This window comes from Micromonospora inositola, from assembly GCF_900090285.1.
Classification (GTDB): domain Bacteria; phylum Actinomycetota; class Actinomycetes; order Mycobacteriales; family Micromonosporaceae; genus Micromonospora; species Micromonospora inositola.
The window spans coordinates 2865547-2891046 of sequence record NZ_LT607754.1 but is presented as its reverse complement, the minus strand read 5'-3'; the positions used below and the strand labels follow the sequence as shown (position 1 = coordinate 2891046).

Below are 25500 nucleotides of genomic sequence, written 5' to 3'. Positions count from 1 at the left end.
GTGTCGCGTCCGGGGCCGGAGCGGACTGTCGGCTGGCCGACAGAGCTACCGGCCGGTTGTGGAAAACCCGCTCTTTCCTGTGGACAGCCCTGGACCGGGGCCGGCGCACCTGTGGACAACGATCGACGGAGGGCACGGACGCGGTCACCATCCGTGTCATGAGCCGTGCGACCCCGCTGACCCGTCCTACCCTGCTGCCGGGGCTGACCCGCCTCTGGCGGGACCGGCACACCCTGCAACTTGGGGTGGAGCCGGGCCGCGCCGTCCTGCTGGAGGTGGCCAACCCCCGGGCCGCCCGCCTGCTCGACCTGCTGGACGGCACCCGCAGCGAACGCGGCGTCCTCGACTGCGCGGCGACGGCGGACGTACCGTCCGACGAGGCACGCGTCCTGCTCGACACGCTGCACGCCGCCGGACTGGTCGTACCCGCGCACACCCTGCTCCCCCGCGACCTCGCCGGGCCGGTGCGGGCCCGGCTCGCCGCCGAGGCCGGCGCGCTGGCGCTGGCCGCGCCCGGGCTGCCCGGCACCCCCGCGCAGGTGCTGCGTCGCCGTCGGGCGGCCCGGGTGTTGATGACCGGCGCCAGTCGGCTCGGGGGCCCGCTCGCCGTCGCGCTGGCCCAGGCCGGCGTCGGGCACCTGGATCCGGACCTGGCCGGCCCGGTCCGCCCGGCCGACCTGGTCGGCACCGGCCTGGTCGCCGCGGAGGTGGGCCGGCCGCTGGCCGCCGCGCTCCGCGACCTGCTCGGGCGCGCCGCGCCGGGCACCGGGACCGGACCGCTCCGCCGCCGTCGGGTCGACCTGGTCCTCCAGCTGGGCACGGACCGGCCGGCCGCCCTGCTCGCCGCCCGGTACGCCCAGCGCCGCCAACCGCACCTCCTGGTCGGTCTGCGCGGCGGTGTGCCGCTGGTCGGCCCGCTGGTCCGGCCGCCGGTCGGACCCTGCCTGAACTGCCTCGACCTGCACCGGGTCGACCGGGACCCGGACTGGCCCGCGCTCGCCGCCCAACTCGCGGCCGACGACGCGGACCAGGCCTGCGCCGCCACCACCGGACTCGCGGCGGTGGCCTACGCGGCCGCGGAGGCGCTGGCCCACCTCGACGGCGGCACCCCGGAGACGCTCGGCTGCGCGGTCGAGGTCGGCGGCGCCGGCCGGTTCCGCCGCCGGCTCTGGTCGCCGCATCCGTCCTGCGAGTGCTCCGGAGGTCGCCGGATCCGGTTCGAGCCCACCCGCTCCGGGCTTCGTAGCAACAGCGGACCCCCCGAGTCGGTAACAATGACCGGGTGACCGACATCCCGCGCCGGGCCGTGTCCCGGACCGCCAAGCTCGCCGCTCTGCCGCTCGGCTTCGCCGGCCGGACCGTCCTCGGGATGGGCAAGCGTGTCACCGGGCTCGCGTCCGACGTCATCTCCGCGGAGATCCAGCAGCGCACCGCGGAACAGCTGTTCAGCGTCCTGGGCCAGCTCAAGGGCGGGGCGATGAAGTTCGGCCAGGCGCTGTCCGTCTTCGAGGCGGCCCTGCCGGAGGAGATCGCCGCCCCCTACCGGCAGGCGCTCACCAAGCTCCAGGAGGCCGCCCCGCCGCTGCCCGCGGCGACCGTGCACAAGGTGCTCGCCGAGCAGCTCGGCCCGGACTGGCGGGACCGCTTCGTCGAGTTCGACGACACCCCCGCCGCCGCGGCCAGCATCGGCCAGGTGCACCGCGCGGTCTGGCGCGATCCCGGGTACGGCCCGTCGGGCGCCCCACGGCACCGGGACGTGGCGGTGAAGATCCAGTACCCGGGCGCCGGCGACGCCCTGCTCGCCGACCTCAAGCAGCTCTCCCGGCTGGGCGGGATGTTCCGGGCGATCCAGCCCGGGCTGGACGTCAAGCCGCTCCTGGCCGAGCTGCGCGAGCGGATCACCGAGGAGCTGGACTACGAGCTGGAGGCCGAGTCGCAGCGCGCCTTCGCGACGGCGTACGCGGACGACCCGGAGATCTTCATCCCGGAGGTGCTGGACGCCTCGCCGCGGGTGCTGATCACCGAGTGGATCGAGGGGACCCCGCTCTCGACGATCATCCGGGAGGGCACCGAGGAGCAACGCGACGAGGCGGGGCGGCTGATGGCCGTGCTGCACCTCTCCGCGCCGATGCGGGCCGGGCTGCTGCACGCCGACCCGCACCCGGGCAACTTCCGGCTGCTGCCGGACGGCCGGCTCGGCGTGATCGACTTCGGCGCGGTGGCCCGGATGCCGGAGGGCACCCCCGAGCCGATCGGCCGGATCGCCGCGCTGGCGCTCCGCGGCGACGCGGAAGGGGTGGTGGCCGGCCTGCGGAAGGAGGGCTTCGTCAGCTCCACCGAGCCGATCGACGCCGAGGCGGTGCTCGACTTCCTCCGTCCGATGCTGGAGCCGATCGCCGCCGAGGAGTTCCGATTCACCCGGGCCTGGCTGCGCGGCGAGGCGACCCGGCTGGCCAGCCCCCGGTCGCCCACCTTCCAGCTCAGCCGGCAGCTCAACCTGCCGCCGTCGTACCTGATGATCCACCGGGTGACGCTCGGCTCGATCGGGGTGCTCTGCCAGCTGGAGGCGAAGGCGCCGTACCGGGCGATCCTGGAGCGCTGGCTTCCCGGCTTCGCCCCGGTGGCCTGACCGGCGGAACACCGCGGGGGCGGTGGCCGGAACTCCGGCCACCGCCCCGCATATCGGTAGGGACTAGAGAACGCCCAGGTCGCGCGCCGACTGGTTGCGGCTGTTCATGGCGACGGTACGGGCGGAACGGGTTGCCTCAGTGCTCGTGGTGGTGCGACCGGCCTGAGGCCGGGGCATTCGGGCCCGGGACAACGCTTCGTGGAGTAGTTGCATCTCAACGGCTCCATTGGGTACGTACAGCATCTGATTCATCTCTCTGACAACCGGCTTGCGGCCGGCCTGGGTACGGAACGGGTGCATTGTCAGGCTGCCAGCCGGACCGCGTGCCGCGACTCGGACAGCCCGCTGGCCGCCAGTCGCGCCTCGGCCTCGACCCGCAGAGCGGCGTCACGGGCGAGGTCCTCCTTGCGCGGACGGCCACGGGGCCGCTTACGCGGGACGACCGCGCCACGCTCGAAGATCTCGCCGCCCCAGACGCCCCAGGGCTCGGCCCGCTCCACCGCCCCGGCGAGGCACTCGACGCGCAGCGGGCAGTCCCCGCAGAGCGACTTGGCCAGCTCGAGCTCGGCAGGCGAGTCGGAGAACCACAGGTCGGGGTCGAACTTCCGGCAGGGCAGGTTCGCCTCCACTTCGACGCTCACGTCGAGCGGGGCCAACGCCAGACTCATGCCCGGTCACCTCTCTCTCACTTCGATCTCGTGGATCGCACTTCCGACGTACTTCGGCAGGGCAAAAAACTGAGGCCGCGGATCCCGGTGTGCGGGTTCCGCGGCCTCGAGGTGAGCCGGTGGTCTGGTGATCAGACCGGTCTACCTCGAGGTGGAACGCCGCGGACATCCATGCGCTTCTTGGCGCCATCGATGCCCTTGCCCGTGAAGCCACTGGTCCCCGGGAGCTGGATTCCGGTGGGCGCAACGGTCAGGGTCAGCTCGGCCTGAACCTGGACCTGGTGCACCTGCGGAACCGACGGTCGCGTAGCGGCAACGGCCACCCGGACAGCCGACAGCGGAGCGCAGGCAGCCGGCATCACCGCCGGACGCTCATAGTTGAAAATCTTCACGGGTGCCACCTCCCTCACGTTCCTCGTGCCGACTATGGACTCAACCCCTGTGAGCAGCCGGAATGGCGCCGCTCCCGAGGTGTGTCCTGAGGCTATTCCTCGCCCGGGGGCGAGGGCAAACGAATTTACGACTCGATTTCGAAAGTTTTCTCCGGGCAGACGTCGTCGACCGCCGCGCCCCCCACCAGGGCCAGCACCGTCTCGCCGTAAAGGCCCAGTTTGCGAGGACCGATCCCGGCGATCGCGATCAGCTCCTCGGTCCGGCCCGGCTTCCGCTCGGCCAGCGCGGTCAGCGTGGCGTCGGTGAAGACCACGTACGCCGGGACCTTCTGCGCGCCGGCCACCCGCTGCCGCCACTCGCGCAGCCGCTCGTACAGCTCCTCGTCGATGTCCGACGGGCAGGTCGGGCAGCGGCCCAGCTTGCGGTCCGCCCCGGCGAGCAGGGTCGCGCCGCAGATCCGGCAGGAGACGACCTGGTTGCGCCGCCGGTCGGTCCGCCGGACCGCGCCCGCGCCGGCCCGCTCGGCGCCGCCCGAGCGGTCGAGCTGGGGCAGGAAGCGGGACGGCCGCCGGGCCCGTCCGCCCGGCGAGCGGGCCGCGGCGTACGACAGCCAGAGCCACTCCCGGGCCCGGGTGATCCCGACGTAGAGCAGCCGGCGCTCCTCCTCGACCTGCTCCGGGGTCTTCGCGTACGTGGTGGGCAGGGTGCCCTCGGCGAGACCGACCAGGAAGACCGCGTCCCACTCCAGCCCCTTGGCGGAGTGCAGTGAGGCCAGGGTCACCCCGTCGACCGTGGGCACGTGCTGCTGGGCGGCCCGGCGGGCCAGCTCGTCGTTGAAGTCGGCGAGCGTCACCGACCGCTCCACCGCGGCGGCCTCGCCGACCGGCAGCACCTCGGGCGTCGCGGCGTACTCCTCGGCGAGCTGGGCCAGCGCGGCGAGCGCCTCCCAGCGCTCCCGGGCCGCACCACCGGCGGGGGCGGCGTCGGGGGCCCAGCCGACGGCGGAGAGCCCGTCGACGACGGCGGCCGGCAGCGGCGTCTCCCCCGGGATCGAGCGGGTGGCGGCGCGCAGCGCGATCATGGCCTGGCGTACCTCGGGCCGCTCGAAGAAGCGCTCCGCCCCCTGCACCACGTACGGCACCTCGGCCTCGGTGAGCGCCTTCTCGTACGCCTCGGATTGCGCGTTGGTGCGGAACAGCACCGCGATCTCCCGGGCCGGGGTGCCGCCGTCGACCAGCGCCCGGCAGCGGGCCGCGACCGCGTTGGCCTCGGCCGGCTCGTCGGTGAAGATCCGCAGCTCCGGTTCGGGACCGGCCGGGCGCTGCCCGACCAGCTCCAGCCGCAGCCGGGCCTCGGCGCCCCGGGCCTGCGAGATCACCGCGTTGGCCAGCCCGACCACCTGTGGCGTGGAGCGGTAGTCACGGACCAGCCGGACCACGGTCGCGCCCCGGTGCCGGCGCGGGAAGTCCACCAGGTACGACGAGGTGGCCCCGGTGAACGAGTAGATGGTCTGGCTGGCGTCGCCGACCACGGTGAGGTCGTCCCGACCGCCGAGCCACGCCTCCAACAGCCGCTGCTGGAGCGGGTTGACGTCCTGGTACTCGTCGACGACGAAGTGCCGGTACTGGCCGCGTACCTGCTCGGCGACGTCGGGGTGCTCCTCGATCCCCCAGACGGCGGCGCGCAGCATGTCCTCGAAGTCGATCACGCCGTTGCCGCGCTTGAGCTTCTCGTACGCGGCGAAGACCTCGGCCACCTTCGCCGGCTCGTGCGGCGTGTCCCGCAGCGCCTTGGCGGCGGCCACCACGTACTCACCCGGCTCCACCAGCGACGACTTGGCCCACTCGATCTCCCCGGCGAGGTCCCGGGCGGCGGCGCGGTCGGCCCGCAGGCCCACCTTGACGGCGGCCAGGGTGACCACCCGGACCTTGCTGTCCAGCAATTCCGGCATGGCCCGCCCCTCCAGCAGCCGGGGGGCGAAGTAGCGCACCTGGCGCAGGGCCGCGGCATGGAACGTACGTGCCTGCACACCCGGCACCCCAAGGATGGCGAGACGGCTTCGCATTTCGGCGGCGGCCCGGGCGGTGAAGGTGACCGCGAGCACGTGCCGGGGGGAGATGTCCCCGGTGAGCGCGCGGTGGGCGATCCGGGAGGTCACCGCGCGGGTCTTGCCGGTGCCCGCGCCAGCCAGGATGCAGACCGGCCCGGCCGGGGCGGTCACCGCGGACCGCTGCTCCGGATCGAGCCCGGCCAGCACCCGTTCCGCCGCTGAGTGAACCACCACAGCGAGGAATCATTCCAGCCCTGGGCGATGTTGCAGCGGTTAGCCTGGCCAGAACCGACCGGGCCCGAGCCATCCCCTTGGAGGACCTGACCATGCTGACGATGTATTCGACCTCGTGGTGCGGCTACTGCCACCGGCTGAAGTCGCAGCTCGACCGGGAGGGCATCGGGTACGAGGTGGTCGACATCGAGCAGGACCCGAAGGCCGCGAACTTCGTGATGAAGGTCAACGGCGGCAACCAGACCGTCCCGACCCTGCGCTTCGCCGACGGCAGCGCCCTCACCAACCCCTCGATCACCCAGGTCAAGCAGCACCTCGCCACCCTCAACGCCTGACCCACCAGCACACCGGAAGAGCGGCCGCCCCCCGGGGCCGGCCGCTCTTCCCGTCTCCCACCCCCGTCCCCCGCGGTTGATCATGGACTTATTGCCCTCGACCTCGGCGTGTCGTGACAACAACTGCACGCCGTTCGCCTCGGCCAGCAGTTCGCTCGGCACGAGCCGCTTGGCGGCCGGCACCTCTCCACAGTCCTCTTTTTGTCTCGAGACACGCCCTCGCCGGAACCTCCGACACCGGTCGCGCCGTCCATACTGACCGTGGGGGGCGAATTTCATACAGTTACCGTCGCGTCCTGCGGCGGTCGACGGAGAAGAGGACATCGTGCCTCCTGCTGTACCGAGCCCGATCCTGCGCCGGCGCAGGCTCGGCACCGAGCTGCGCCGGCTGCGCGAGGCGGCTGGTCTCACCGGGGACCAGGTCATCGAGCGGATCGGCTGGGCCTCCGCGTCCAAGTTGTCCCGACTGGAGAACGGCCGCAGCCGCCCCGACCCGGACGACGTCCGGGACCTGCTCGTCCTCTACGGGGCCGACGGGGAGCTGCACGAGGAGCTGCTGGGGATCACCCAGGAGGCCGGCGACATGCGCGGCTGGCTGCGCAACTTCCCGGTGATGACCCAGCAGCAGCGGGGCTTCGCCGAGCTGGAGGCGGGCTGCGCGGAGATCTCGGAGTACAACCCGGTGATGGTGCCCGGGCTGCTGCAGACCCCGGGCTACGCCCGGCAGCGGATCATCTCCGCGGCCCAGGTCGCCGAGCAGGCCGGCGACCCGGAGGCCGGCGAGGACCCGGAGACCGAGGTACGCGCCCGGCAGGCCCGGCAGTCACTGCTGACCCGCTCCCCCGACGCGCCCCGCTACACGGCGGTCCTGGAGGACGCGGCCCTCGGCCGGCGCGCCGGCCCGCCCGAGGTGCTGCACGAGCAGATCGTGCACCTCTGCGAGCTGGCCATGCTGCCGAACGTCACGCTGCACCTGCTGCTGCGGGACACCCCGATCGCCGACTGGTACCTCCCGCCGACCGCCTTCTCGGTCTACCGGTTCGCCGATCCGCTCGATCCGGAGACGCTCGCCATCGAAGGTGGCTTCACCGATGTCATGTCCACCGAGGCAAACGCCCTAAATCGCTATAAAGTGGCGTTCGAGTGGCTATGCTCGGCGGCGCTCTCCGCGTCGGACACCCTCTCCTGGCTCATCGAGGCGACGGGACGGCTGACCGACACGGCACCCGAGTCCACGGTGGCGTACGGCCCGGCAACGGCGCCGGTCCAGCGCCGTCGTGACTCGGGGCGCCTGACGACGGACCGGTGACCCCACGAGGGGACCCGTCCGGCCTGCGGCGTCACTCGCCCCCATCGGAGCACTCCAGAACAGGAGCAGGACCATGAACGAGATCCGCAACAGCCCGGCCGGCCTCGCGCGGCAGCTCGCCGACGCCCCGTGGCGCACCAGCACCCGCAGCCAGACCTCCAACTGCGTCGAGGTCGCCCCGCTGCGCACCGGGCCGGCCGCGGTCGCGCTGCGCGACAGCAAGGACCGGGGCGGCCCGGTACTGCTGTTCAACCGCGCCGGCTGGCTGGGCTTCATCGCCGGCGCGAAGAACGGGCAGTTCGATCTGAACTGATCCGGCGAGGACCCGGGGGCCGTCGGCGTGGCGCCGGCGGCCCTCTCGCGTGTCCACTGCCGACGACCGTCCTGACCAGGGGTCCCCCGATCGGACTACGCCACCGGGGATCGTCGGGTTTCACTTGTTGGGAAGGCCACCGGGCGTAACATGACGAAAGAGTGACGTGGAACTTCCAGCCCCGTCCTCGTCCGTCGAGATCCGTCCGGGGGACACCCATGCGGTTCCTGATCGTTCGCACCGACATCCGCGCCGCCGCCGACATCGACATCGCCGCCGCGTGGGCCGACGGTGGCCGGCTGCGGGACGAGACCACCGAGCCGGAACCCCGCCGCCAGGTCGTGCACGCCGAGGACCGCGACGCCGCGCTGCTGCTGGCCCGGGCCCTCGCCACCGTCGGGGCGGTCCGCTCCGGCCGACAACGGGTCAAGGTGCTGCCCATCTCCGACCCCGACCCCCGGTACCCGTACCGCTGGGAGCGCACCTGACCCACACCTGACGTCCGTCGTGGCCGGACCGGCTTCCCCCGCCGTGTTCCTTGACCCAGCCGACCACGACGGCCCGTGTTCCCGGCCCGTGACCCTCGCGGCAACGACGGTCACGGGCCGGGACCTCGTCCCGCCCCGGGTCAGCAGTGGCCGTCGAGCCAGCGGTGGATCAGGAAGAGCGCGATCGAGGAGGGTGGCGGCAGGACCAGCCGGTTGCCCTCGCCCACGTCGACCGGACGCCCGGACAGGGCGGCGCCGATCTCGCGCCGGGTGAACCAGCGGGCGTGGGCGATCTCCGCCGGGTCGACGCGAACCGGCTCGTCGGCGTCGGCCCGGGCCAGGAAGCCGAGCATCAGCGAGCCCGGGAACGGCCAGGACTGGCTGCCCGCGTACGCGATCTCCTCGACCCCGACGCCGACCTCCTCGCGGACCTCGCGCAGCACGGCGGCCTCCGCCGACTCCCCCGGCTCCACGTAGCCGGCGAGGCAGGAGAAGCGGCGCTGGCCGGGAGTGCTCGGCCAGGTGGCGTTGTTGCCGAGCAGGCAGCGCCCCTCCGGCCCGGCCGCCCCGTCGTGCACCAGCACGATCATCGCCGGGTCGGTGCGCGGCCACACCCGGTCGCCGTCCGGGTCGATCCGCGACCAGCCGGCCTCGTCCACCTGCGTCGGATGCCCCGTCGAGGACGAATAGCCGTGCCGGATGTGCCAGTTCAGCAGGGCCAGGGCGGTGGTGAAGATCCCCGCGTCCCGGTCGACGAGCAGGTGGCCCACCTCGCGCAGGCTGACCGCCCGGGCGCCGGGCAGCTCCGGCAACGGCGCGTCCACCGCGAAGACCGGCACCCCGTCCGGCTCGACGCCCAGGAACATCGGCACCGACCGGGGCACCGCGGGCAGCTCGCCGGAGCCGAGCAGCACCAGTTCCGGCGGGGCGGCCTCGCCACGGACCAGCGCCCGGCCGTCGTCGGCCGAGTCCAGCACCAGCACCCGGGCCCGCTCCCACGCCTCGGCCAGCCAGGCCGGGTCGGTACGCCGGTGCGCCGCCCGGTCCAGGGTGGACCGGGCCAGCGGCGGGGCGGCCTCACCGCTCACGCCGAGTCCGTCCGCACCGGGGTCAGGGCGGACAGCGGCTCGGCGACCCGTTCGGCGTCGCCGAGCACGACGGTGACCGCCTTCGCCGGGGCCAGGTAGCGCGCCCCGGCCTCGGCGACGTCGTCCACGGTCGCCCTCGCCAACCGGGCGGCGTGCTCGGCGAGGAAGTCCAGGCGCAGCCCGTTGCCGGCGTACGCGCTGGTCAGCGAGGCGAGCCCGGCCTGCGTGGACATGCCGAGCTGAAGCGTGCCGAGGGCGTACTGGCGGGCCTGCTCCAGCTCCTCCGGCCGCACCGGCAGGGACGCCAGCCGGCCCAGCTCGTACGTGGTCTCCAGCAGCGCCGGGGCGGTGACCTCGGTGGCCACCTCGGCGGCGGCGACCAGTACGGACCCGGCCACCGAGTGCTCGACCAGCGAGTGCGGGCCGTAGGTGTAGCCCTTGTCCTCGCGGATGTTCTCCACCCAGCGGGAGGAGAAGTAGCCGCCGAAGACCAGGTTGGCCAGTTGCAGGGCGGCGTGGTCGGGATGGGTGCGCGGGACCGCCGGCAGCGCGATCCGCAGCGACGACTGCACCGAGCCGGGCCGGTCGACCAGCAGCAGCGGGCCGGGCTCCAGCGGCGGGGCGGGCGGCAGCTCGGCGGTGTGCCCGTCCCCCTTCCAGCCGGCGAGGGCCCGCTCGGCGGCATCCAGCGCGCGCTCCGGCTGCACCTCGCCAACCAGCACCAGCACCGCGCCGGCCGGGTGCACCCGCTCGGCGTGCAGCTTGCGCAGGGCCGGCGGGCGGACCGCGCGGACCTGGTCGGCTTCCGGGGTCTGGATCGCGTACGGGTGCCTGCCGTAGACCCGCTTCAGCAGGGCGGTGCGGGCGAGGTGCGCGGGCTGGCTCTGCGCCACCTGGATCCGGTCGACCAGCCGGTCCCGCTCGGTCTCGACCCACTGGGCCGGGTAGGTGGCCCCGGTCAGCACGTCGGCGAGGATCTCCAGCATCCGGTCCAGCCCGGTGACCAGGCCGGCCCCGGAGAGCATCAGCCGGTCCGGGTCGACCCCGGCGGAGAGCCCGCCGCCGACCTTCTGCAACTCGGCGGCGATCTCGGTCGCGGTGTGGGTCTGCGTGCCCGAGAGGATGGTCTGCGCGACCATCGCGCCGCGGGCCAGGTGGGTGCGCCCGAACGGCATCCAGAGCCGCAGCTCGACCAGCGGCACCGCCGGCCGGCGTACGGCTATCACGGTGAGACCGTTGGCGAGGGTGCGCTCCGCCTGCTTGGGCAGCTTGAGCTTGCGGTTGGGGCCGAGCGGCGGCAGCGGCCGCGTCCCGGTCTCCACGGTTGCCGTCACTGACCCTCCTCCGTTCGCGACTGCGGTGCTCGCAAACCCGGCTCGCTCCTCGCGCTCACCTGGCACCTCCGGCGATGACCTCGATGGACGCGCGGCGCTCCGGCCGCAGGGTGGCGGCGGCGGCGCGGACCTGCTCCTCGGTGACCTCGCCGACCAGCCGGGGCAGCTCGTTGAGCAGGCCCGGCTCGCCGCGCTGCTGCTCCAGCACGGCCATCTGCAGCGCCCGGCCGAGCACCGCGTCGGTGTCCCGCAGCAGGTGGGTGGCCATCCTGGCCTGGGTACGGGCCAGTTCGCCCTCGGTCAACCCGTCGGTGGCCAGCCGGTCCAGCTCCTCGTCGATGGTGCGCAGCACCTTGTCCATGTCGCCGCCGGGCGGCAGGTGCGCCTGGAGCAGCAGCGCCGTGGGGTCGCGGACGTCGAACGGGTCGCCCATGAAACCGAGGTACCCGCCGAGGCTGGTCACCGTCCGGTCCCGCTGGACCAGCCGCTCGACCAGCCGGGACGCGTCCCCGTCGGTGAGCACCTCGGCCAGCACCACGTACGGCAGGTAGCCGGCGAAGTCGTCGACCGGGTCGGGCACCCGCCAGGCCCCGGCCACCGCCGGCAGCGGCGCCAGCTTGTCGGTGTACGACCTGCGCCGCTCGGCGGTCAGGTCGGGCTCGGTGAAGTCGGGGCGCCGCGGGGCGGGCCGGGCCGGCACGTCACCGAAGTGCCGCGCGATCAGCTCGGTCGCCTCGGCCACGTCGACGTCCCCGCTGACCGCGAGGACGGCGTTGCCGCTGGCGTAGTAGCGGCGGAAGAAGTCGGCCGCGTCGGCGACGGTGGCCGACTCCAGGTCGTCGAAGGAGCCGTAGCCGTCGTGCGCGTTGGGGAAGGTGTCGAACATGACCGGCGGCAGGGTCAACCAGGGGAACCCGCCGTACGGCCGGTTGAGCACGTTGACCCGGATCTCCTCCTTGACCACGTCGACCTGGTTGCGCAGGTTCTCCTCGGTCAGCCGGGGGCCGCGCATCCGGTCGGCCTCCAGGAAGAGGGCCCGTTCCAGCGCGTTGGCGGGCAGGGTCTCGAAGTAGTCGGTGTAGTCCAGGTGGGTGGAGCCGTTGAAGGTGCCGCCGGCGCCCTGGACGTGCCGGAAGTGGGCCAGCTTCTCCAGGTTCTCCGAGCCCTGGAACATCAGGTGTTCGAAGAGGTGGGCGAAGCCGGTGCGCCCCTCGGGTTCGGAGCGGATGCCGACGTCGTAGACCACCGCCACCCCGATCACCGGGGCGCTGCGGTCGGGGGTGAGCACCACTCGCAGGCCGTTGTCGAGGGTGAACCGCTCGACCGGGTATTTCGTCGCTGGAATTCTCGCTCTCCGCGTCGGCACGTGATCGACCTTAACCCGTCGGCACCCTTCGTACCCGGCTCCTTCGGCCAGCGGTGGGCGGCGCGCCTGGCGGATCCCGGCGGCGGCCTGGACGGCGGTGCCGGCGGTGGGCGGACCGGCGCCGCGAAGTCCACCGAACAGGTGGGAATTGTCGAGAATTCCGAGAGGGGGCATCCCGGATCGTGGATCGGTCTTGACGCCGGTCGCGGACTGCCCCCCTCTTCCTACCAACTAAGTAGGAATACTGCGGATTGGATAGACGATGAGACGGCTCCCCTTCCGTCGGCTGGTCTCCCTCGCCACCCTCGCCGTCGTCGGCGCGGCCACCCTCGGCACCACGGCAGCGTGCGGCGACGACCGCGACGACGCCGCCGGCAAGTCCGGCCCGGTGACGCTGCGCCTCGGCTACTTCCCCAACATCACCCACGCCCCGGCCGTGGTCGGTGTGGAGAAGGGCATCTTCGCCGAGAAACTGGGCAACGACGTCACGCTGGAGACGAAGACCTTCAACGCCGGCCCGGCCGCCATCGAGGCGATCTTCTCCGGTGCGCTCGACGCCACGTACATCGGTCCGAACCCGACCGTGAACGCCTTCTCCAAGTCCAGGGGCGAGGCCGTCCGGGTCGTCTCCGGCACCGCCTCCGGCGGCGTAGCCCTGGTGGTCAAGCCGGAGATCACCACGGTCGAGCAGCTGCGCGGCAGGAAGATCGCCACCCCACAGCTCGGCAACACCCAGGACGTTGCGCTGCGCTACTGGCTCAAGGAGAAGGGCCTCAAGACCACCAAGGAGGGCGGCGGCGACGTCAAGGTCGTCCCCCAGGAGAACGCGCAGACGGTGGAGACCTTCAGCAGCGGCGCGATCGACGGCGCCTGGGTCCCGGAGCCGTTCGTGTCCCGGCTGGTCAACGCCGGCGGCAAGGTCCTGGTCGACGAGCGCGACCTGTGGCCGGACAAGAAGTTCGTCATCACCAACCTGATCGTCAGCACCAAGTTCCTCAAGGCCCACCCGGACGTGGTGAAGAAGCTGGTCGAGGGGCAGGTGGCGGCGAACGAGTTCGTCAACTCCAAGCCGGACGAGGCGCAGCAGGCCGTCTCCGACCACATCGGCAAGATCACCGGCAAGCCGCTGGACCTCAAGCTGATCAAGCAGGCGTGGCCGACCCTGGAGTTCACCAACGACCCGATCGCGTCCTCGCTGAAGACCGGCCTGGACCACGCGGTCGCCGTCGAGCTGACCCAGCCGGTCGACCTGAACGGCCTCTACGACCTGAGGTTCCTCAACGAGGCGCTCAAGGCACAGGGCAAGCCCGAGGTCACCCAGCCGTGACGTCGACCACGACGACGCCCCGCAGCGCGACCGGTTCGGTCGCGCTGCAGGGCGTGACCAAGGTGTACGGCCAGGGCGAGAACGCCGTCCTGGCCCTGGACGGGGTGTCGCTGGACGTCGCCCCCGGTGAGTTCGTCTGCCTGGTCGGCGCCTCCGGCTGCGGCAAGAGCACCCTGCTCAACCTGGTCGCCGGGCTGGACCGGGCCAGCGGCGGGCGGATCGAGCTGGGCGACGGGGTCAACCCCGGCCTGATGTTCCAGGAACCGGCGCTCTTCCCGTGGCTCACCGTCGAGGCCAACGTCGAGGTGCCGTTGAAGCTGCGCGGGCTGCCCCGCGCCGAGCGCCGGAGCAGGGTGGCCGAGCTGCTGCGCACGGTCCACCTGTCCGAGTTCGGCCGCAAGCGGCCGCACGAGCTCTCCGGCGGCATGCGGCAGCGGGTCGCGCTGGCCCGCACCCTCGCCCTGGACACCCCCGTGCTGCTGATGGACGAGCCGTTCGGCGCGCTCGACGCGATGACCCGGGACATCCTCCACGACGAGCTGGAGCGGATCTGGTCCGAGCGGAAGCTCACCGTGCTCTTCGTGACCCACAACGTCCGCGAGGCGGCCCGCCTCGCCGACCGGATCATCCTGCTCTCCAGCCGGCCCGGCCGGATCATCTACTCCACCCGGGTCGACGTGCCCCGGCCCCGACGGATCGACTCCCCCGAGATCGCGTCCATCGCCGCCGAGGTCACCGACCGGCTGCGTACGGAGGTGGGCCGTCATGGCCAGTGACACGCTCGCCGGGACGCCGCGTACCGACGCGGAGATCTCCGGGCTCGACGCACTGGAGATCGCCGGTCGGGAGAAGGGGCCCTCGCGTGCCCTGCGCCTGTGGTCTGCCACCTGGCCGAAGCTGGCCGCCCTCGGGCTCGTGATCGGCATCTGGCAGGTCGTGTTCCTGACCGGCTGGAAGGAGCCGTGGGCGCTGCCCTCGCCCGCCACGGTCTTCGCGGACCTCGGCCACTACCTGGTCAGCGCCGCGCTCTGGGACGGCCTGGCCACCACCGGCCGGCGGGCCGCCGTCGGCTTCGCCGCCGCGGTCGCCGTCGGGCTGGTGCTCGGCCTGGGCGTCGCCCGGGTGAAGGTGCTCCGGGCCGCGCTCGGGTCGATGATCACGGCGCTGCAGACCATGCCGTCGATCGCCTGGTTCCCGCTGGCGATCCTGCTCTTCCAGCTCAGCGAGCAGGCGATCTTCTTCGTGGTGGTGCTCGGCGCGGCCCCGTCGGTCGCCAACGGCGTCATCCACGGCGTCGACTACGTGCCGCCGCTGCTGGTCCGGGCCGGCCGCAACATCGGTGCCCGGGGGCTGAACCTCTACCGGTACGTCATCGCGCCGGCCGCGCTGCCGGCCATCGTGGCCGGGCTCAAGCAGGGCTGGGCGTTCGCCTGGCGCAGCCTGATGGCCGGCGAGCTGCTGGTGGTCATCGCGACCCGGACGTCGATCGGTGCCCAGCTCACCTACGCCCGCGAGCTCAGCGAGGCGCCCCGGCTGATGGCCATCATGATCGTCATCCTGGTGGTGGGCCTCCTGGTCGACTCGGCCTTCGGCGCCGCCGACAAGGCGATCCGGCGCCGCTGGGGCGTGCTGGACCAGGCCGGCAACTGAGCCCGTGTACGTCTCCGCGAGGGCCGACTACGCGCTCCGGGCCATGCTCGCCGTCGCCGTCGCCGCCGCCGTCGCCAACGCCGCCGGGTCCGGTCCCACCGCCCGGTTCAGCCGGCGGTCAGCTTGACGGCCGGCGCCGCCGGACCGGCGGGCCCGTGCAGTTCGACCAGCCCGGCCGGGGCGGCCCGGCCGGGCGTCGGGTGCCACGGCGCCAGCGCCGCGACCATGGCGAGCAGCAGCCCCGCGCCCGCCACCGCGAACACCAGCAGCAGCTCGCCCCCCGCCCCGGAGTCGGCGTCGCCCGCCATGGTCACCCCTCCCGTGTCCGGCCGGTGCCGGCCGGATCTCCCCCGGACAAGCTTCGACCAGGCACCCAGCCGGAAACAGTCGCCGATCGGACGCAGTCGCGCCGGTTTGCCGACTCAGCCCCGTCGACGGTCACCCACCGCGCCCATCCGATCCCGCGGCGTCGATCACCTCCGAGGACCGGCGGGCCCCGAGCGACACGTCCGGGGCCGGCAAACGGCGCAGCGGCCGCGCGACCGCCGTCGGGCGGTGCGCGGCCGCTGCGGGCCGGAAACGATCAGGCGGTACGCGGGCGGCGCGGGCGCCGCGAGCGGCCCGACGTCCGGTGCGCGGACCGGGCGCCCTCCCCGCCGCCACCACCGGTACGCGGGCGCGCGGCCGGCGCCGGCTGCGGGGCGGCGATGGTCACCGGCACGCCGGAGGGCTCCCGGGCGCCGGTGACCCGGGCCAACGCCTCCTCGCCGAGGCGCACCTGGGTCGACTGGGGCTTGATACCGGCCACGGTCATCAGCCGCGACACGTCCCGGCGCTGCTCCGGCAGAACCAGGGTGACCACGGTGCCGGACTCCCCCGCCCGGGCGGTACGACCCCCCCGGTGCAGGTAGTCCTTGGCCTCGGTCGGCGGGTCCACGTTGACCACCATGTCGAGCCCGTCCACGTGGATGCCCCGGGCCGCCACGTCGGTGGCGACCAGGGCGGTCACCTGGCCGGTGCGGAACTGCTCCAGGATCCGGGTGCGCTGCGGCTGCGACTTGCCGCCGTGCAGCGCCGCGGCGCGTACCCCCCTGGAGAGCAACTGGCGGGCCAGCCGGTCGGCGCGGTGCTTCGTCCCCATGAACAGGATGGTGCGGCCCTCGCGGGCGGCGATCCGGGCCAGCGCGTCGGGCTTGTCCGCCGCCTCGACGTGCAGCACGTGGTGGGTCATCGCGGTGACCGTGGCGGTGCCCGGGTCGACCGAGTGCGACACCGGGTTGCTCAGGAAGCGACGGACCAGCCGGTCCACGCCGCCGTCCAGCGTGGCGGAGAAGAGCATCCGCTGGCCGTCCGGGGCGACCTGCTCCAGCAGCTTGGTGACCTGCGGCAGGAAGCCCATGTCGGCCATCTGGTCGGCCTCGTCGAGCACGGTGATGGCGACCTCGCCGAGGCGGGCGTCACCACGGTTGATCAGGTCGTGCAGCCGGCCGGGGGTGGCCACGACCACCTCGGCGCCGGCCCGCAGCGCGTCCGCCTGCCGCTGCAGCGACAGGCCGCCGACCACGGTGGCGCAGCGCAGCCCGAGGGCACGGGCGTACGGGGCGAGCGCGGTGGTGACCTGCTGAGCCAGCTCCCGGGTCGGCACCAGCACGAGCGCCAGCGGACGGCCGGGGCGGGCCCGACGGCCGGCGGTGCGGTGCAGCACCGGCAGCCCGAAGGCGAGCGTCTTGCCGGAGCCGGTCCGGCCCCGGCCGAGCACGTCCCGGCCGGCGAGCGAGTCCGGCAGGGTCGCCGACTGGATCGGGAACGGCTCGGTGATGCCCTGCGCCGCGAGCTCGGTGAGCAGCGCCGGGGCGAGCCCGGTGGCGGCGAAGGTGGGAATGGTCATGGTCATGCGGAATGCCTTCCTCGACGCGGCACGTGTCGAGGGAGGGCGCCGCAGCGGCGCTGTCGTCGGCGGTAAAGCCCGTCGCGACTCACAAGCACGAACCGAAGGGGGTACGGGCCGGTCCGCCGCAGCACGCCGCGCCCCGCCGGAGCGGGTGGGCGGCGCGGCGGACCGGTCCCGTCACCGCACCCTGAGGGTGCGGTGGATGGTGCTGGGTGATCCGAAGATCAGAGCGGGCGGATGTTCTCCGCCTGCGGGCCCTTCTGGCCCTGGGTCACCTCGAACTCGACCCGCTGGTTCTCGTCCAGGCTCCGGTAGCCGGAGGACTGGATCGCCGAGAAGTGGGCGAAGACGTCGGCGCCGCCGCCGTCCGGGGTGATGAAGCCGAAGCCCTTGTCAGCGTTGAACCACTTGACGGTGCCAATAGCCATTTGTTTCGTCTCCTTGACGGAACGTCGAACCCGCACCTGTTGCGGGCTCGAAGAGGAGCGCTCCGCGCGGGAATGCGCGAATCGCCTGTCGCTGCTGGTCGCCCCGCCCGGAGAACTCCGGACACAACAAAGAGCGCCTGGGGCCACAATCCGCCAGGCGCACACAGAGTCTCTGGAAACCAAAACTGCAACGCGCCTAACCTACCACGGATTACGTAACGTGGGGTAGTCCGCCTAAATTTCCGGCACTTCGGCGACCAGCGCGGTCAACCCGTCGGCGTCGAGCAGGTCGGCCGGACGGACGGTGACACCGTCGCGCACGTAGTGGAACGCGGCGCCCACCCGCTCGACCGGCACGCCGGCCAGCTCGGCCCAGGCCAGCCGGTAGACGGCGAGCTGCACGGCGGCCACCTCGGCCTCCCGCCCGGTGGGCTGCCGGCCGGTCTTCCAGTCGACCACGTCGAACCGGCCACCCGGCCGGGCGAAGACGGCGTCCATCCGCCCGCGGACCACCACCCCGGCGATCACTGTGGCGAACGGCACCTCCACCTCCAGCGGCACCCGGTCGGCCCACTCGCTGGCCAGGAAGCGCTCCTGCAACTCGGTGAGCGCCTCGTCGGGGGCCGCGTCGTCGTCCGCGGCGCCGGGCAACTCGTCCACGTCCAGCAACCGGTCGGCGCCGAAGCGCTGTTCCAGCCAGGTGTGGAAGGCGGTGCCCCGGCGGGCGTACGGGTTGGGCTCGGTGGGCATCGGGCGGCGCAGGGCGCGCGCGAGGGCCCCGGGGTCGCGGCGCAGCGCCACCAGCTGGGTCACCGAGAGGTGCCCGGGCAGCTCCACCTCGACCGCGTCGGCCCGCCGCAGCAGCTCGGCCCGCTCGGCGAGGAGCAGGTCCGCCTCCCGCCGCCACCGCGCCACCGCCGGGTCGTCCGCCCCGTCGGCGGCCGGGGCGTCGTCGCCCGACGGTCCGGCGACGCCGTCCCGACCGGCATCGGCCCCAGCCGGGTCGGCCCGCTCAGGGTGGGCCGCCTCCGGGTCGGCGCGCTCAGGGCGCACCGCATCGGGGTGGACGGGCTCCCGGCGGGCCGCCTCGGGGTCGGCGAGGAAGCGACGGACCAGGGCGGCCGCCTCGGCCAGCGCCGGCCGGCGGGCGCCGAGCGGGTCGGCGGGCCACTCGGCGCGGAGCACCACCTCGGTGGTGGGGTTGACCGCGTCGCCGGGCGGTTCCGGCGCCCACTCGTCGACCAGGTGCCCGGCCCCGCCGTCCAGGCAGGCGTCGTGCACCTCGCGGAGGAGGACCGACGGCCCACGGAACCGCTTCGTCCCCTCCCCCCACCAGTACCCGGAGCAGAGCAGCAGCCGCCGGGGCCGGGTCACCGCCACGTACGCCAGCCGGCGCTCCTCCCGCTCGTCGTGCGCCCGCCAGGCGTCGATGAAGTCCTCCACCGCCCGGGCCACCCCGCGCTGGTCCTCGGCGGCGGCAAGGCCCAGCTCGGGCAGCCCGTCGGCGTCGCCCCGCAGCGGGAACGGCAGCACGCCCAGGCCGCCCAGCCAGTGGTCGGAGTTGCGCACCGGCCCCGGCCAGACGCCCCGGGTCAGCCCGGCCACCGCGACCACGTCCCACTCGAGGCCCTTGGCGGCGTGCGCGGTGAGGATCTGCACCGCGCCCTCCACCACCTCGACCTCGCCCGGGGCGAGCCCGCGCTCCTCGTCCTCGGCGGCGGCGAGGAAGGACAGGAAGCCGGCCAGGGTCGCGCCGGGGGTCTCCCCGCTGAACCGGGCGGCGACGTCACCGAGGGCGTCGAGGTGGCCGCGGGCCAGGCCGGCGTCGCCGGCACCGTCCCGGCCGGCCCGCACCGCCACCTCCACGTCCAGGCCGATGGTCCGCTCGATGTCCGCGATCAGCTCTGGCAGCGTCTGGTCGAGCCGGTACCGCAGCAGGGCCAGTTCCATCCCGTACGCGCGCAGCCGCGCGTACCCCTCCGCCGAGTACGCCTGCGCGGGCCCCAGGTCGGCCAGCGCCTCGACCAGCGTGGCCTCGTCCAGCACGTCCACGGCGATCTCCGGCCCGTCGTCGCCGGCCAGCTGGCGGCGGGACCGGGCGATCGACCGGGCCCGCCGGTGCAGGGCCACCAGGTCGCGCGGCCCGATCCGCCAGCGCGCCCCGGTGAGCAGCCGCAGCAGCGCCGCCCCGTCGGTGGGGTCGGCGAGCACCCGCAGCGTGCAGACCACGTCCCGGACCTCGGGGGTGTCCAGCAGGCCGCCCAGGCCGACCACCTCGACCGGCAGCCCGCGGGCGCGCAGCGCAGACTCGATGGCCGGAATCTGGCTGCGCAGCCGGACCAGCACGGCGGTGGTGGGGCGCTGCGGCACCGGAATGTGCTCGGGCAGCGCCCCGGGCATCCGGGCCGCCCCGCGCCAGGCGCCGAGGACGCTGTCGGCGATCCACTCGGCCTCGTCGGCGTACGTGTGGAGCAGCGCGCAGTGCACGGTGCCGGCGGCGTGGCCGCGTGGGCTGCGGTGCGGGATCGGCTCCTTGACGCTGAGCGCGGCGCGCAGCTCGGGCACCTGCGCGCCCGCGGCCCGCAGCGGGGTGGCCAGCGCGTTCGCCACGCCGAGGATCTCCGGGCGGTTGCGCCAGCTCGTGGTCAGGCTCAGCACGTCGGCCGGGGCGCCGTCGGCGCGGGCGAAGTCGCCGGGGAAGCGGTCCAGGGTGCCGGCGCTCGCGCCGCGCCAGCCGTAGATGGACTGGCAGGGGTCGCCGACGGCGGTGACCGGGTGGCCACCGCCGAAGAGCGCGTTGAGCAGCACCACCTGGGCGTGGCTGGTGTCCTGGTACTCGTCGAGCAGCACCACCCGGAAGCGGTCCCGCTCGATCACGCCGACGCCGGGATGGTCCCGGGCCACCCGGGCGGCCCGGGCGAGCTGGTCGGCGAAGTCCATCGCCTCGAAGTCGTCCTTGCGTCGGGCGTACGCCCGGACCAGCGGCAGCAGCCGCAGCCGGGTCTGCTGGACGGCGAGGGCCTTCCGCACGTCGGCGTAGACCCGGCCGGGGCGGGACTGCACGTCGGCGAAGAACCGGCCGGTCCAGGCGGCCAGCTCGTCCGGGTCGACCAGGTGCTCGTCCAGCTCCCCGGCGAGGGCCAGCACCGCGTCGGTGATGGTGCTCGGCATCCGCTCCACGTCGGACATGTCGCCGTCGTAGTTGCGCACTAGCAGGTCCACGAGCTGCCACCGGGACGCCTCGGTGAGCAGCCGGGTGGTGGGCTCGTAGCCGGCGCGCAGCCCGTGCTCGGTGACGATCCGTCCGGCGTACGAGTGGTAGGTGGAGACGGTCGGCTCGCCGGCGAGGGGATCGTCGTGCGGGTCGCGCCCCTGCCGGCCCAGCCGGCGGATGAGCTGGTCGAGCCGGGTACGCACCCGGTGCGCCAGCTCGCCGGCGGCCTTGCGGGTGAAGGTGAGGCCGAGGATCTGCTCCGGCCGGACGTACGAGTTGGCGACCAGCCAGACCACCCGGGCGGCCATCGTCTCGGTCTTGCCGGAGCCGGCGCCCGCGACCACCAGCAGCGGCTCCACCGGCGCGGCGATGATCGCCGCCTGTTCCCGGGTGGGCCCCGGCAGCCGGAGCAGCTTGGCCAGCTCGACCGGGGTGTACCGGGGGCCGGAGTCGGCGGTGCGGGGCGCCGGTGTCGCGGTGCTGAAGAGCGCGGGCTGGGTCACGGCACCCTCTTCGTTCGCGACTGCGGGGCTCGCAAGCTCACTCCTCGCGCTCACGGGTGCTCCGGACGACTCGGATGGTCGGCGGTTCGACGACCTGGCGTCCCTGCCCGGACACCGGGCAGCTCGTGCGCACCGGGCAGACCCGGCACTTCGAGTTGGCGACCGCGGCGAAGGTGGCGGCGGCCATCGTATCGGCGGTGCGCCGGACCAGCGCGGTCGCCCAGCCGGCCTCCGGGCCCTCCCCGGCCGCTGCCTGCGCCTGCTCCTTGGCGTCCTTCGCGGACGTGCCGAGCTGCACCAGTGCCGCCCCGCCGGACTCCTCGCCGAACTCGGCGAACGCCCCCGCCTCCACCGCCGCCTGGTACGCCCCGAGCTGCGGGTGCTCGGCCACCTCGCGCTCGGTGACCGCGGTGGACTTGCCGGTCTTCAGGTCGATCACCACGAGCCGACCGTCGGCGTCGACCTCCAGCCGGTCCACCCGGCCGGTCAGCTGGACGGGCCGCTGCGGGTCGTCGAGGCGGACGGCGAACTCGTGCTCGATGGCGAGCAGCCGGCGCGGGTTGCCGGCCAGCCAGCGAAGCAGCTTGTCCACCATCGCCTCGGCGCGGGCCCGTTCCGGGCCGACCATCCAGCGGGCGGCGAGCTCGATCGCGTCGAAGCGGGCGGCCACGTACTCCAGCAGCGCGGTGCGGTCGGCGCTGGCGTCCTCGGCGAGCATCGCCGCGGCGTGCACCAGGTTGCCCACCCCCTGCGCGGCACTGGCCGGCCCGCTGCCGCCGTGCCGTTCCAGCAGCCAGCGCAGGCTGCACCGCAGCGCGCTCTCCATGGCCGACGGGGTGACCCGGACCGGCTCGCCGTCGTCCACCAGGGGCCGGTCGTCGGAGAGGCCGCGCAGCCCCCACCAGTCGTCGGGGTGCGCGCCGGGGACCCCGGCGGCGGCCAGCCGGGCCAGCTCGGCCGCCGCCACGCGCCGCCGGGCGGGCGGCGCCGCCGGGTCGGTGACCGCGGTACGCAGCTCCGCCACCAGCGCCGACAGGGTGAGCCCGCGCGGCGGGAGGGTGACCGGCAGCGCGCCGGGCCGATCGGCCTCGCCGTCGTCGTGCTGCTCGCCCTCTACGGTCAGCGCCGCGCCGTCACCTGGGCGGCCGCCGGCACCGGGCCGGGTGCCCCCGGGTCCGGCGGGTGTCGGCCCGGCAGGCTTCGGGTCGGGCGGCGTCGGTCCGCCGCCGGTCGCGGGCGGCTCGGTGGCGCCCAGCTCGTGCAGGAAGCGGCTGGGCTGCTCCTCGTGGTCGTCGCCGCCCACCGCCGCCGAGGCGACCGCGGTGACCAGCAGCCGGCGCCGGGCCCGGCTGACCGCGACGTGGAAGAGCCGGCGCTCCTCGTCCAGCAGCGCCGAGGTCTGCCCGACCAGGCTGGCCCGGGTGCCGGCGCCGTCCGCCCGGCCGGCCAGCACGTCGACCAGCCGCTCGGAGCCGAGCAGGCTGCCGCGCAGCCGCAGGTCAGGCCAGACGCCCTCCTGCACGCCGGCGACCGCGACCAGATCCCACTCCAGCCCCTTCGCGGCGTGCGCGGTGAGCAGCCGGACCGCGTCGCCCCGGTCGGCGCTGGCGGCCAGGGTGTCGGCGGGCAGGTCCTGCCCGACCACGTGGTCGAGGAAGACCTCGGTACGCGCGCCGGGCAGCCGGTCGGTGAACCGGGCCGCCGCGTCGAAGAGCACCAGCACCGCGTCGAGGTCCCGGTCGGCCGCCTCGGCCCGCCAGCGCGAGGCGGTCTCGTGCTCCCCGGTGGCGGCCCGCCCCCGGGTGATCGCCCCGGCCCAGCGTTCGGCCAGGCCGCTGTCCCGCCAGACCGCCCAGAGCACCTCCTCCGCGGTGGCGCCGGGGGCGGCCGCGGCCCGCCGGGCGGTCTCCAGCAGGGCCGCCACCGCCTGGGCGGGGACCGCCCAGCGCCGGTCGATCGCGGCCAGCTCGACCGGGTCGCGCAGCGCCTCCACGATCAGCTCGCCGGAGGGCCGCCGGTCGCCGCCGGCCAGCGCGAGCGCGCGCAGCCCCTGGCGGAGCCGCCGCTCGGCGAGCGGGTCGGCGCCGCCGAGCGGCGAGTGCAGCAGGGCGACCGCGGCCTCCTCGTCCAGCCGGTCGGGTTCCAGCGCGCAGCGGAGCAGGAGCAGCAGCGGCGCCACCCCGGGTTGCAGGTGCAGCGGCAGGTCCTCGCCGTGCACGACGGTCGGCACGCCGGCGGTGTGCAGGGCGCGGCGGAGCGACGGCAACTGTCGGCCGGTCGAGCGGACCAGCACCGCCATCCGGGACCAGGGCACCCCGTCGAGCAGGTGGGCCTCGCGCAGGGCGTGCGCCAGCCAGGCCGACTCGCTGGTGGCCGAGCGGAAGGTGCGGACCTCGACCGAGCCGGGCGGTGCGTCGGGCAGCGGGCGGAGCTTCCGGTGCGCCGCCGGGCCGCGCAGCCGGCGGGCCAGCCGGGCGGTCGCCGCCAGCAGCCCGGGGCCGGCCCGGTACGAGGTGGTGAGCAGGACCTGGGCGGCCGGCGCCCCGGAGGCGGTGCGGAACCGGTGCGGGAAGGTGGTCACCCCGGCCGGGTCGGCGCCGCGGAAGGCGTACGTGGACGAATCGGGGTCGGCGAACGCGACCAGGGACTTGCCGCCGCCGGCGATCACGGCGAGCAGGTCGAGCTGGGCGGGGTCGGTGTCGGCCAGCTCGTCGACGTAGATGTGGGCGAGCCGGCGACGCTCGGCCGCCAGCAGCTCCGGGTCGTCCAGCAGCATCCCGGTGGCCGCCCGGACCAGCTCGGCCGGGTCGTACGCGATCGAGCCACGGTTGCTCACGTCGCGCAGGGCGAGGACGGCCACGTACTCCCGGAGGAAGCGCGCGGCGGCCGGCCAGTCGGCGCGCCCCAGCTTCTCCCCCAGCCGGGCCAGCTCGGCCGGGCCGACGCCGCGCTCCGCGGCGCGCATCAGCAGGTCGCGGAGCTGGGCGGCGAATGCCCGGGTGCGCAGGGCGGGGCGCAGGTCCTCCGGCCAGCCGACCGGGTCGTCCTCCGGCTCCTCACCGACCACGTCGAGCAGCTCGCGGATGATCAGATCCTGCTCGGGGCCGGTGAGCAGCCGGGGCGACGGCTCGCCCCGCTCGGCGGCGGCCCGGCGGAGCAGGCCGAAGGCGTAGGCCGGAAAGGTCCGCACCAGCGGCTCGCGGACCACCCGGTGCCCGTCCCCGGCGATCCGCGCCTCGATCCGGTGGCGCAGGTCGGTCGCGCCCCGCCGGCCGAAGGTGAGCACCAGGATGCGCTCCGGGTCGACCCCCTCGGCGACCCGGGCGGCGACCGCCTCGCTCAGGGTGCTGGTCTTGCCGGTGCCCGGACCGCCGACGACGAGCATCGGCCCGTCGGTGTGCGCCATCACCTCGGCCTGCACCGGGTCGGCCAGCCGGGTCGCGGGGTACGCGTCATCGCCCGCCGGCCCCTCGGGCCGGCGAGCCGCCGCGGTCGTCCCTCCGGACCGACCGTCCCCCCGCCCCGCCCCGCCGGACCGCCCGCCAACCGGGGCCGCCGCAGCAGGCCGACGCACCAGCCGGTACGCCTGCATCAGCTCATCCCACCACGCCCGTACGACACCTCCCGCGCCACCACCTCACCCTCGCCCCCCAGCTCACGTTGATCATGAAGTTGTCACCCCGACACGCCGACATCGACGACAACAACTTCATGATCGAGGGGGCGGCGGGCGTCAGGTGAGGCGGGATTCGAGGGCGTCCAGGGCTTCGGGGACGGTGGAGACCACCGTGAGAAGGTGGAGGCCGGCGGGCTTGAGGAAGTGCTGCTCCGCCAGGGCGTTCAGCCAGTCGACCAGTGGGCGGTAGAAGCCGTCGGCGTCGACCAGCACCATCGGCTTGGCGTGCATGGCCAGCGTCGCGGTGGTCCACACCTCGAACAGCTCGTCGAGGGTGCCGAGACCGCCCGGCAGGGTGATGAAGGCGTCCGACTTGTCGATCATCAGCGTCTTGCGGCTGGCCATCCCGTCGGTGACCAGCAGCTCGTCGGAGGCCAGGTCGGCGACCTCCAGGTCGACCAGGGCCTGGGGGATGACGCCGAGGGTCGGCCCGCCGGCGGCCCGCGCCCCGTCCGCCAGCGCACCCATCATCCCGACGCAGCCACCGCCGCTGACCAGGGTGTGTCCGCGCCGGGCCAGCTCCGCGCCGGTCTCGGCCGCGAGGTCCAGCCAGCGCCGGTCGAGGGTGCGGGAGGACGCGCAGAACACGCAGATCGCAGCCACC

21 protein-coding genes are annotated in these 25500 nt (G+C 74.4%); 9 read left to right on the top strand and 12 right to left on the bottom strand.

Features of this window, described 5'->3' with window-relative positions; genetic code table 11:
• Positions 1–158: 158 nt before the first annotated feature.
• Together GA0070613_RS13905 and GA0070613_RS13900 are read left to right on the top strand one after the other, a co-directional pair.
• Positions 159–1286: a TOMM precursor leader peptide-binding protein gene (locus GA0070613_RS13905; RefSeq protein ID WP_089012689.1), complete on the top strand. Its 1128-nt coding sequence runs from the start codon at positions 159–161 to the stop codon at positions 1284–1286.
• The gene (locus GA0070613_RS13900; protein ID WP_089012688.1) at positions 1283–2629 is read left to right on the top strand and encodes an ABC1 kinase family protein; all 1347 of its coding nucleotides are present in this window, start codon (positions 1283–1285) and stop codon (positions 2627–2629) included. Before GA0070613_RS13905 ends, GA0070613_RS13900 begins: the two co-directional genes overlap by 4 nt.
• Before the next feature lie 302 nt (positions 2630–2931).
• On the opposite strand, the gene GA0070613_RS13890 is transcribed toward GA0070613_RS13900, so the two are convergent.
• From GA0070613_RS13890 to GA0070613_RS13880, 3 genes are all read right to left on the bottom strand, one after another.
• Positions 2932–3297, bottom strand: a complete 366-nt coding sequence (locus tag GA0070613_RS13890; RefSeq protein ID WP_089012686.1) for a WhiB family transcriptional regulator — start codon at positions 3295–3297, stop codon at positions 2932–2934.
• Positions 3298–3428: 131 nt separating this feature from the next.
• Positions 3429–3656: a hypothetical protein gene (locus tag GA0070613_RS13885; RefSeq protein WP_408631001.1), complete on the bottom strand. Its 228-nt coding sequence runs from the start codon at positions 3654–3656 to the stop codon at positions 3429–3431.
• A gap of 158 nt (positions 3657–3814) precedes the next feature.
• Positions 3815–5974 (bottom strand): ATP-dependent DNA helicase UvrD2, encoded by a 2160-nt coding sequence (locus GA0070613_RS13880; RefSeq protein WP_089012684.1) that lies wholly within the window; start codon positions 5972–5974, stop codon positions 3815–3817.
• Between the two features lie 92 nt (positions 5975–6066).
• On the opposite strand from GA0070613_RS13880, the gene GA0070613_RS13875 reads away from it, so the two are divergent.
• The 4 genes from GA0070613_RS13875 (at position 6067) to GA0070613_RS13860 (ending at position 8419) form a co-directional block, all read left to right on the top strand.
• Positions 6067–6309 carry a mycoredoxin gene (locus GA0070613_RS13875; protein ID WP_089012683.1) on the top strand — a complete coding sequence of 81 codons (243 nt, stop codon included), beginning with the start codon at positions 6067–6069 and terminating at the stop codon, positions 6307–6309.
• 325 nt (positions 6310–6634) lie between these two features.
• Positions 6635–7618, top strand: coding sequence for a helix-turn-helix domain-containing protein (locus GA0070613_RS13870; RefSeq protein WP_089012682.1), 984 nt, complete (start codon positions 6635–6637; stop codon positions 7616–7618).
• Positions 7619–7691: 73 nt separating this feature from the next.
• Complete coding sequence (locus GA0070613_RS13865; RefSeq protein WP_089012681.1) at positions 7692–7931, top strand: DUF397 domain-containing protein; 240 nt, start codon at positions 7692–7694, stop codon at positions 7929–7931.
• 218 nt (positions 7932–8149) lie between these two features.
• Positions 8150–8419, top strand: a complete 270-nt coding sequence (locus tag GA0070613_RS13860) for a hypothetical protein (protein WP_089012680.1) — start codon at positions 8150–8152, stop codon at positions 8417–8419.
• 140 nt (positions 8420–8559) lie between these two features.
• Here GA0070613_RS13860 and nudC read toward each other — a convergent pair whose 3' ends face one another.
• The 3 genes from nudC to GA0070613_RS13845 are packed head-to-tail and all read right to left on the bottom strand — an operon-like array spanning position 8560 to position 12207.
• The gene (gene nudC, locus GA0070613_RS13855) at positions 8560–9507 is read right to left on the bottom strand and encodes an NAD(+) diphosphatase (protein WP_089012679.1); all 948 of its coding nucleotides are present in this window, start codon (positions 9505–9507) and stop codon (positions 8560–8562) included.
• A complete protein-coding gene (locus tag GA0070613_RS13850; RefSeq protein WP_089012678.1) occupies positions 9504–10841 on the bottom strand; it encodes a M16 family metallopeptidase in 1338 nt (445 codons plus the stop codon). Before GA0070613_RS13850 ends, nudC begins: the two co-directional genes overlap by 4 nt.
• A gap of 55 nt (positions 10842–10896) precedes the next feature.
• Positions 10897–12207 (bottom strand): M16 family metallopeptidase, encoded by a 1311-nt coding sequence (locus tag GA0070613_RS13845; protein ID WP_089012677.1) that lies wholly within the window; start codon positions 12205–12207, stop codon positions 10897–10899.
• Positions 12208–12469: 262 nt separating this feature from the next.
• Here GA0070613_RS13845 and GA0070613_RS13840 point away from each other — a divergent pair, with 262 nt between their 5' ends.
• Genes GA0070613_RS13840 through GA0070613_RS13830 form a run of 3 tightly spaced genes read left to right on the top strand, consistent with a single transcriptional unit; the run spans position 12470 to position 15184 of the window.
• Positions 12470–13534, top strand: coding sequence for an ABC transporter substrate-binding protein (locus GA0070613_RS13840; protein WP_089012676.1), 1065 nt, complete (start codon positions 12470–12472; stop codon positions 13532–13534).
• On the top strand, positions 13531–14310 hold the full coding sequence (locus GA0070613_RS13835; protein WP_089012675.1) for an ABC transporter ATP-binding protein: 780 nt from the start codon (positions 13531–13533) through the stop codon (positions 14308–14310). Before GA0070613_RS13840 ends, GA0070613_RS13835 begins: the two co-directional genes overlap by 4 nt.
• A complete protein-coding gene (locus GA0070613_RS13830; protein WP_089012674.1) occupies positions 14300–15184 on the top strand; it encodes an ABC transporter permease in 885 nt (294 codons plus the stop codon). The genes GA0070613_RS13835 and GA0070613_RS13830 overlap by 11 nt, the downstream gene beginning before the upstream one ends.
• A 107-nt stretch (positions 15185–15291) precedes the next feature.
• Here GA0070613_RS13830 and GA0070613_RS13825 read toward each other — a convergent pair whose 3' ends face one another.
• The 6 genes from GA0070613_RS13825 to GA0070613_RS13800 all read right to left on the bottom strand — a co-directional run bounded on the left by GA0070613_RS13825 (position 15292) and on the right by GA0070613_RS13800 (position 25499).
• A complete protein-coding gene (locus GA0070613_RS13825; RefSeq protein ID WP_089015932.1) occupies positions 15292–15492 on the bottom strand; it encodes a hypothetical protein in 201 nt (66 codons plus the stop codon).
• Positions 15493–15767: 275 nt separating this feature from the next.
• The gene (locus tag GA0070613_RS13820) at positions 15768–17078 is read right to left on the bottom strand and encodes a DEAD/DEAH box helicase (protein ID WP_089012673.1); all 1311 of its coding nucleotides are present in this window, start codon (positions 17076–17078) and stop codon (positions 15768–15770) included.
• 221 nt (positions 17079–17299) lie between these two features.
• A complete protein-coding gene (gene cspE, locus GA0070613_RS13815; protein WP_007464836.1) occupies positions 17300–17503 on the bottom strand; it encodes a transcription antiterminator/RNA stability regulator CspE in 204 nt (67 codons plus the stop codon).
• Between the two features lie 234 nt (positions 17504–17737).
• Positions 17738–21220 (bottom strand): ATP-dependent helicase, encoded by a 3483-nt coding sequence (locus GA0070613_RS13810; RefSeq protein ID WP_089012672.1) that lies wholly within the window; start codon positions 21218–21220, stop codon positions 17738–17740.
• 37 nt (positions 21221–21257) lie between these two features.
• Positions 21258–24812 (bottom strand): ATP-dependent helicase, encoded by a 3555-nt coding sequence (locus GA0070613_RS13805; RefSeq protein WP_089012671.1) that lies wholly within the window; start codon positions 24810–24812, stop codon positions 21258–21260.
• Between the two features lie 141 nt (positions 24813–24953).
• Entirely contained in the window at positions 24954–25499 is a 546-nt protein-coding gene (locus tag GA0070613_RS13800; RefSeq protein ID WP_089012670.1) for an LOG family protein, read from the bottom strand.
• Position 25500 lies beyond the last annotated feature (1 nt).

What these genes read in the sequence shown, in the direction of transcription:
- cspE (WP_007464836.1), bottom strand. Translation starts at nt 17,503, where the DNA reads ATGGCTATTGGCACCGTCAAGTGGTTCAACGCTGACAAGGGCTTCGGC.
- GA0070613_RS13890 (WP_089012686.1), bottom strand. Translation starts at nt 3,297, where the DNA reads ATGAGTCTGGCGTTGGCCCCGCTCGACGTGAGCGTCGAAGTGGAGGCG.
- GA0070613_RS13830 (WP_089012674.1), top strand. Translation starts at nt 14,300, where the DNA reads ATGGCCAGTGACACGCTCGCCGGGACGCCGCGTACCGACGCGGAGATC.
- GA0070613_RS13820 (WP_089012673.1), bottom strand. Translation starts at nt 17,078, where the DNA reads ATGACCATGACCATTCCCACCTTCGCCGCCACCGGGCTCGCCCCGGCG.
- GA0070613_RS13905 (WP_089012689.1), top strand. Translation starts at nt 159, where the DNA reads ATGAGCCGTGCGACCCCGCTGACCCGTCCTACCCTGCTGCCGGGGCTG.
- GA0070613_RS13840 (WP_089012676.1), top strand. Translation starts at nt 12,470, where the DNA reads ATGAGACGGCTCCCCTTCCGTCGGCTGGTCTCCCTCGCCACCCTCGCC.
- GA0070613_RS13875 (WP_089012683.1), top strand. Translation starts at nt 6,067, where the DNA reads ATGCTGACGATGTATTCGACCTCGTGGTGCGGCTACTGCCACCGGCTG.
- GA0070613_RS13865 (WP_089012681.1), top strand. Translation starts at nt 7,692, where the DNA reads ATGAACGAGATCCGCAACAGCCCGGCCGGCCTCGCGCGGCAGCTCGCC.
- GA0070613_RS13825 (WP_089015932.1), bottom strand. Translation starts at nt 15,492, where the DNA reads ATGGCGGGCGACGCCGACTCCGGGGCGGGGGGCGAGCTGCTGCTGGTG.
- GA0070613_RS13885 (WP_408631001.1), bottom strand. Translation starts at nt 3,656, where the DNA reads ATGCCGGCTGCCTGCGCTCCGCTGTCGGCTGTCCGGGTGGCCGTTGCC.
- GA0070613_RS13860 (WP_089012680.1), top strand. Translation starts at nt 8,150, where the DNA reads ATGCGGTTCCTGATCGTTCGCACCGACATCCGCGCCGCCGCCGACATC.
- GA0070613_RS13805 (WP_089012671.1), bottom strand. Translation starts at nt 24,812, where the DNA reads ATGCAGGCGTACCGGCTGGTGCGTCGGCCTGCTGCGGCGGCCCCGGTT.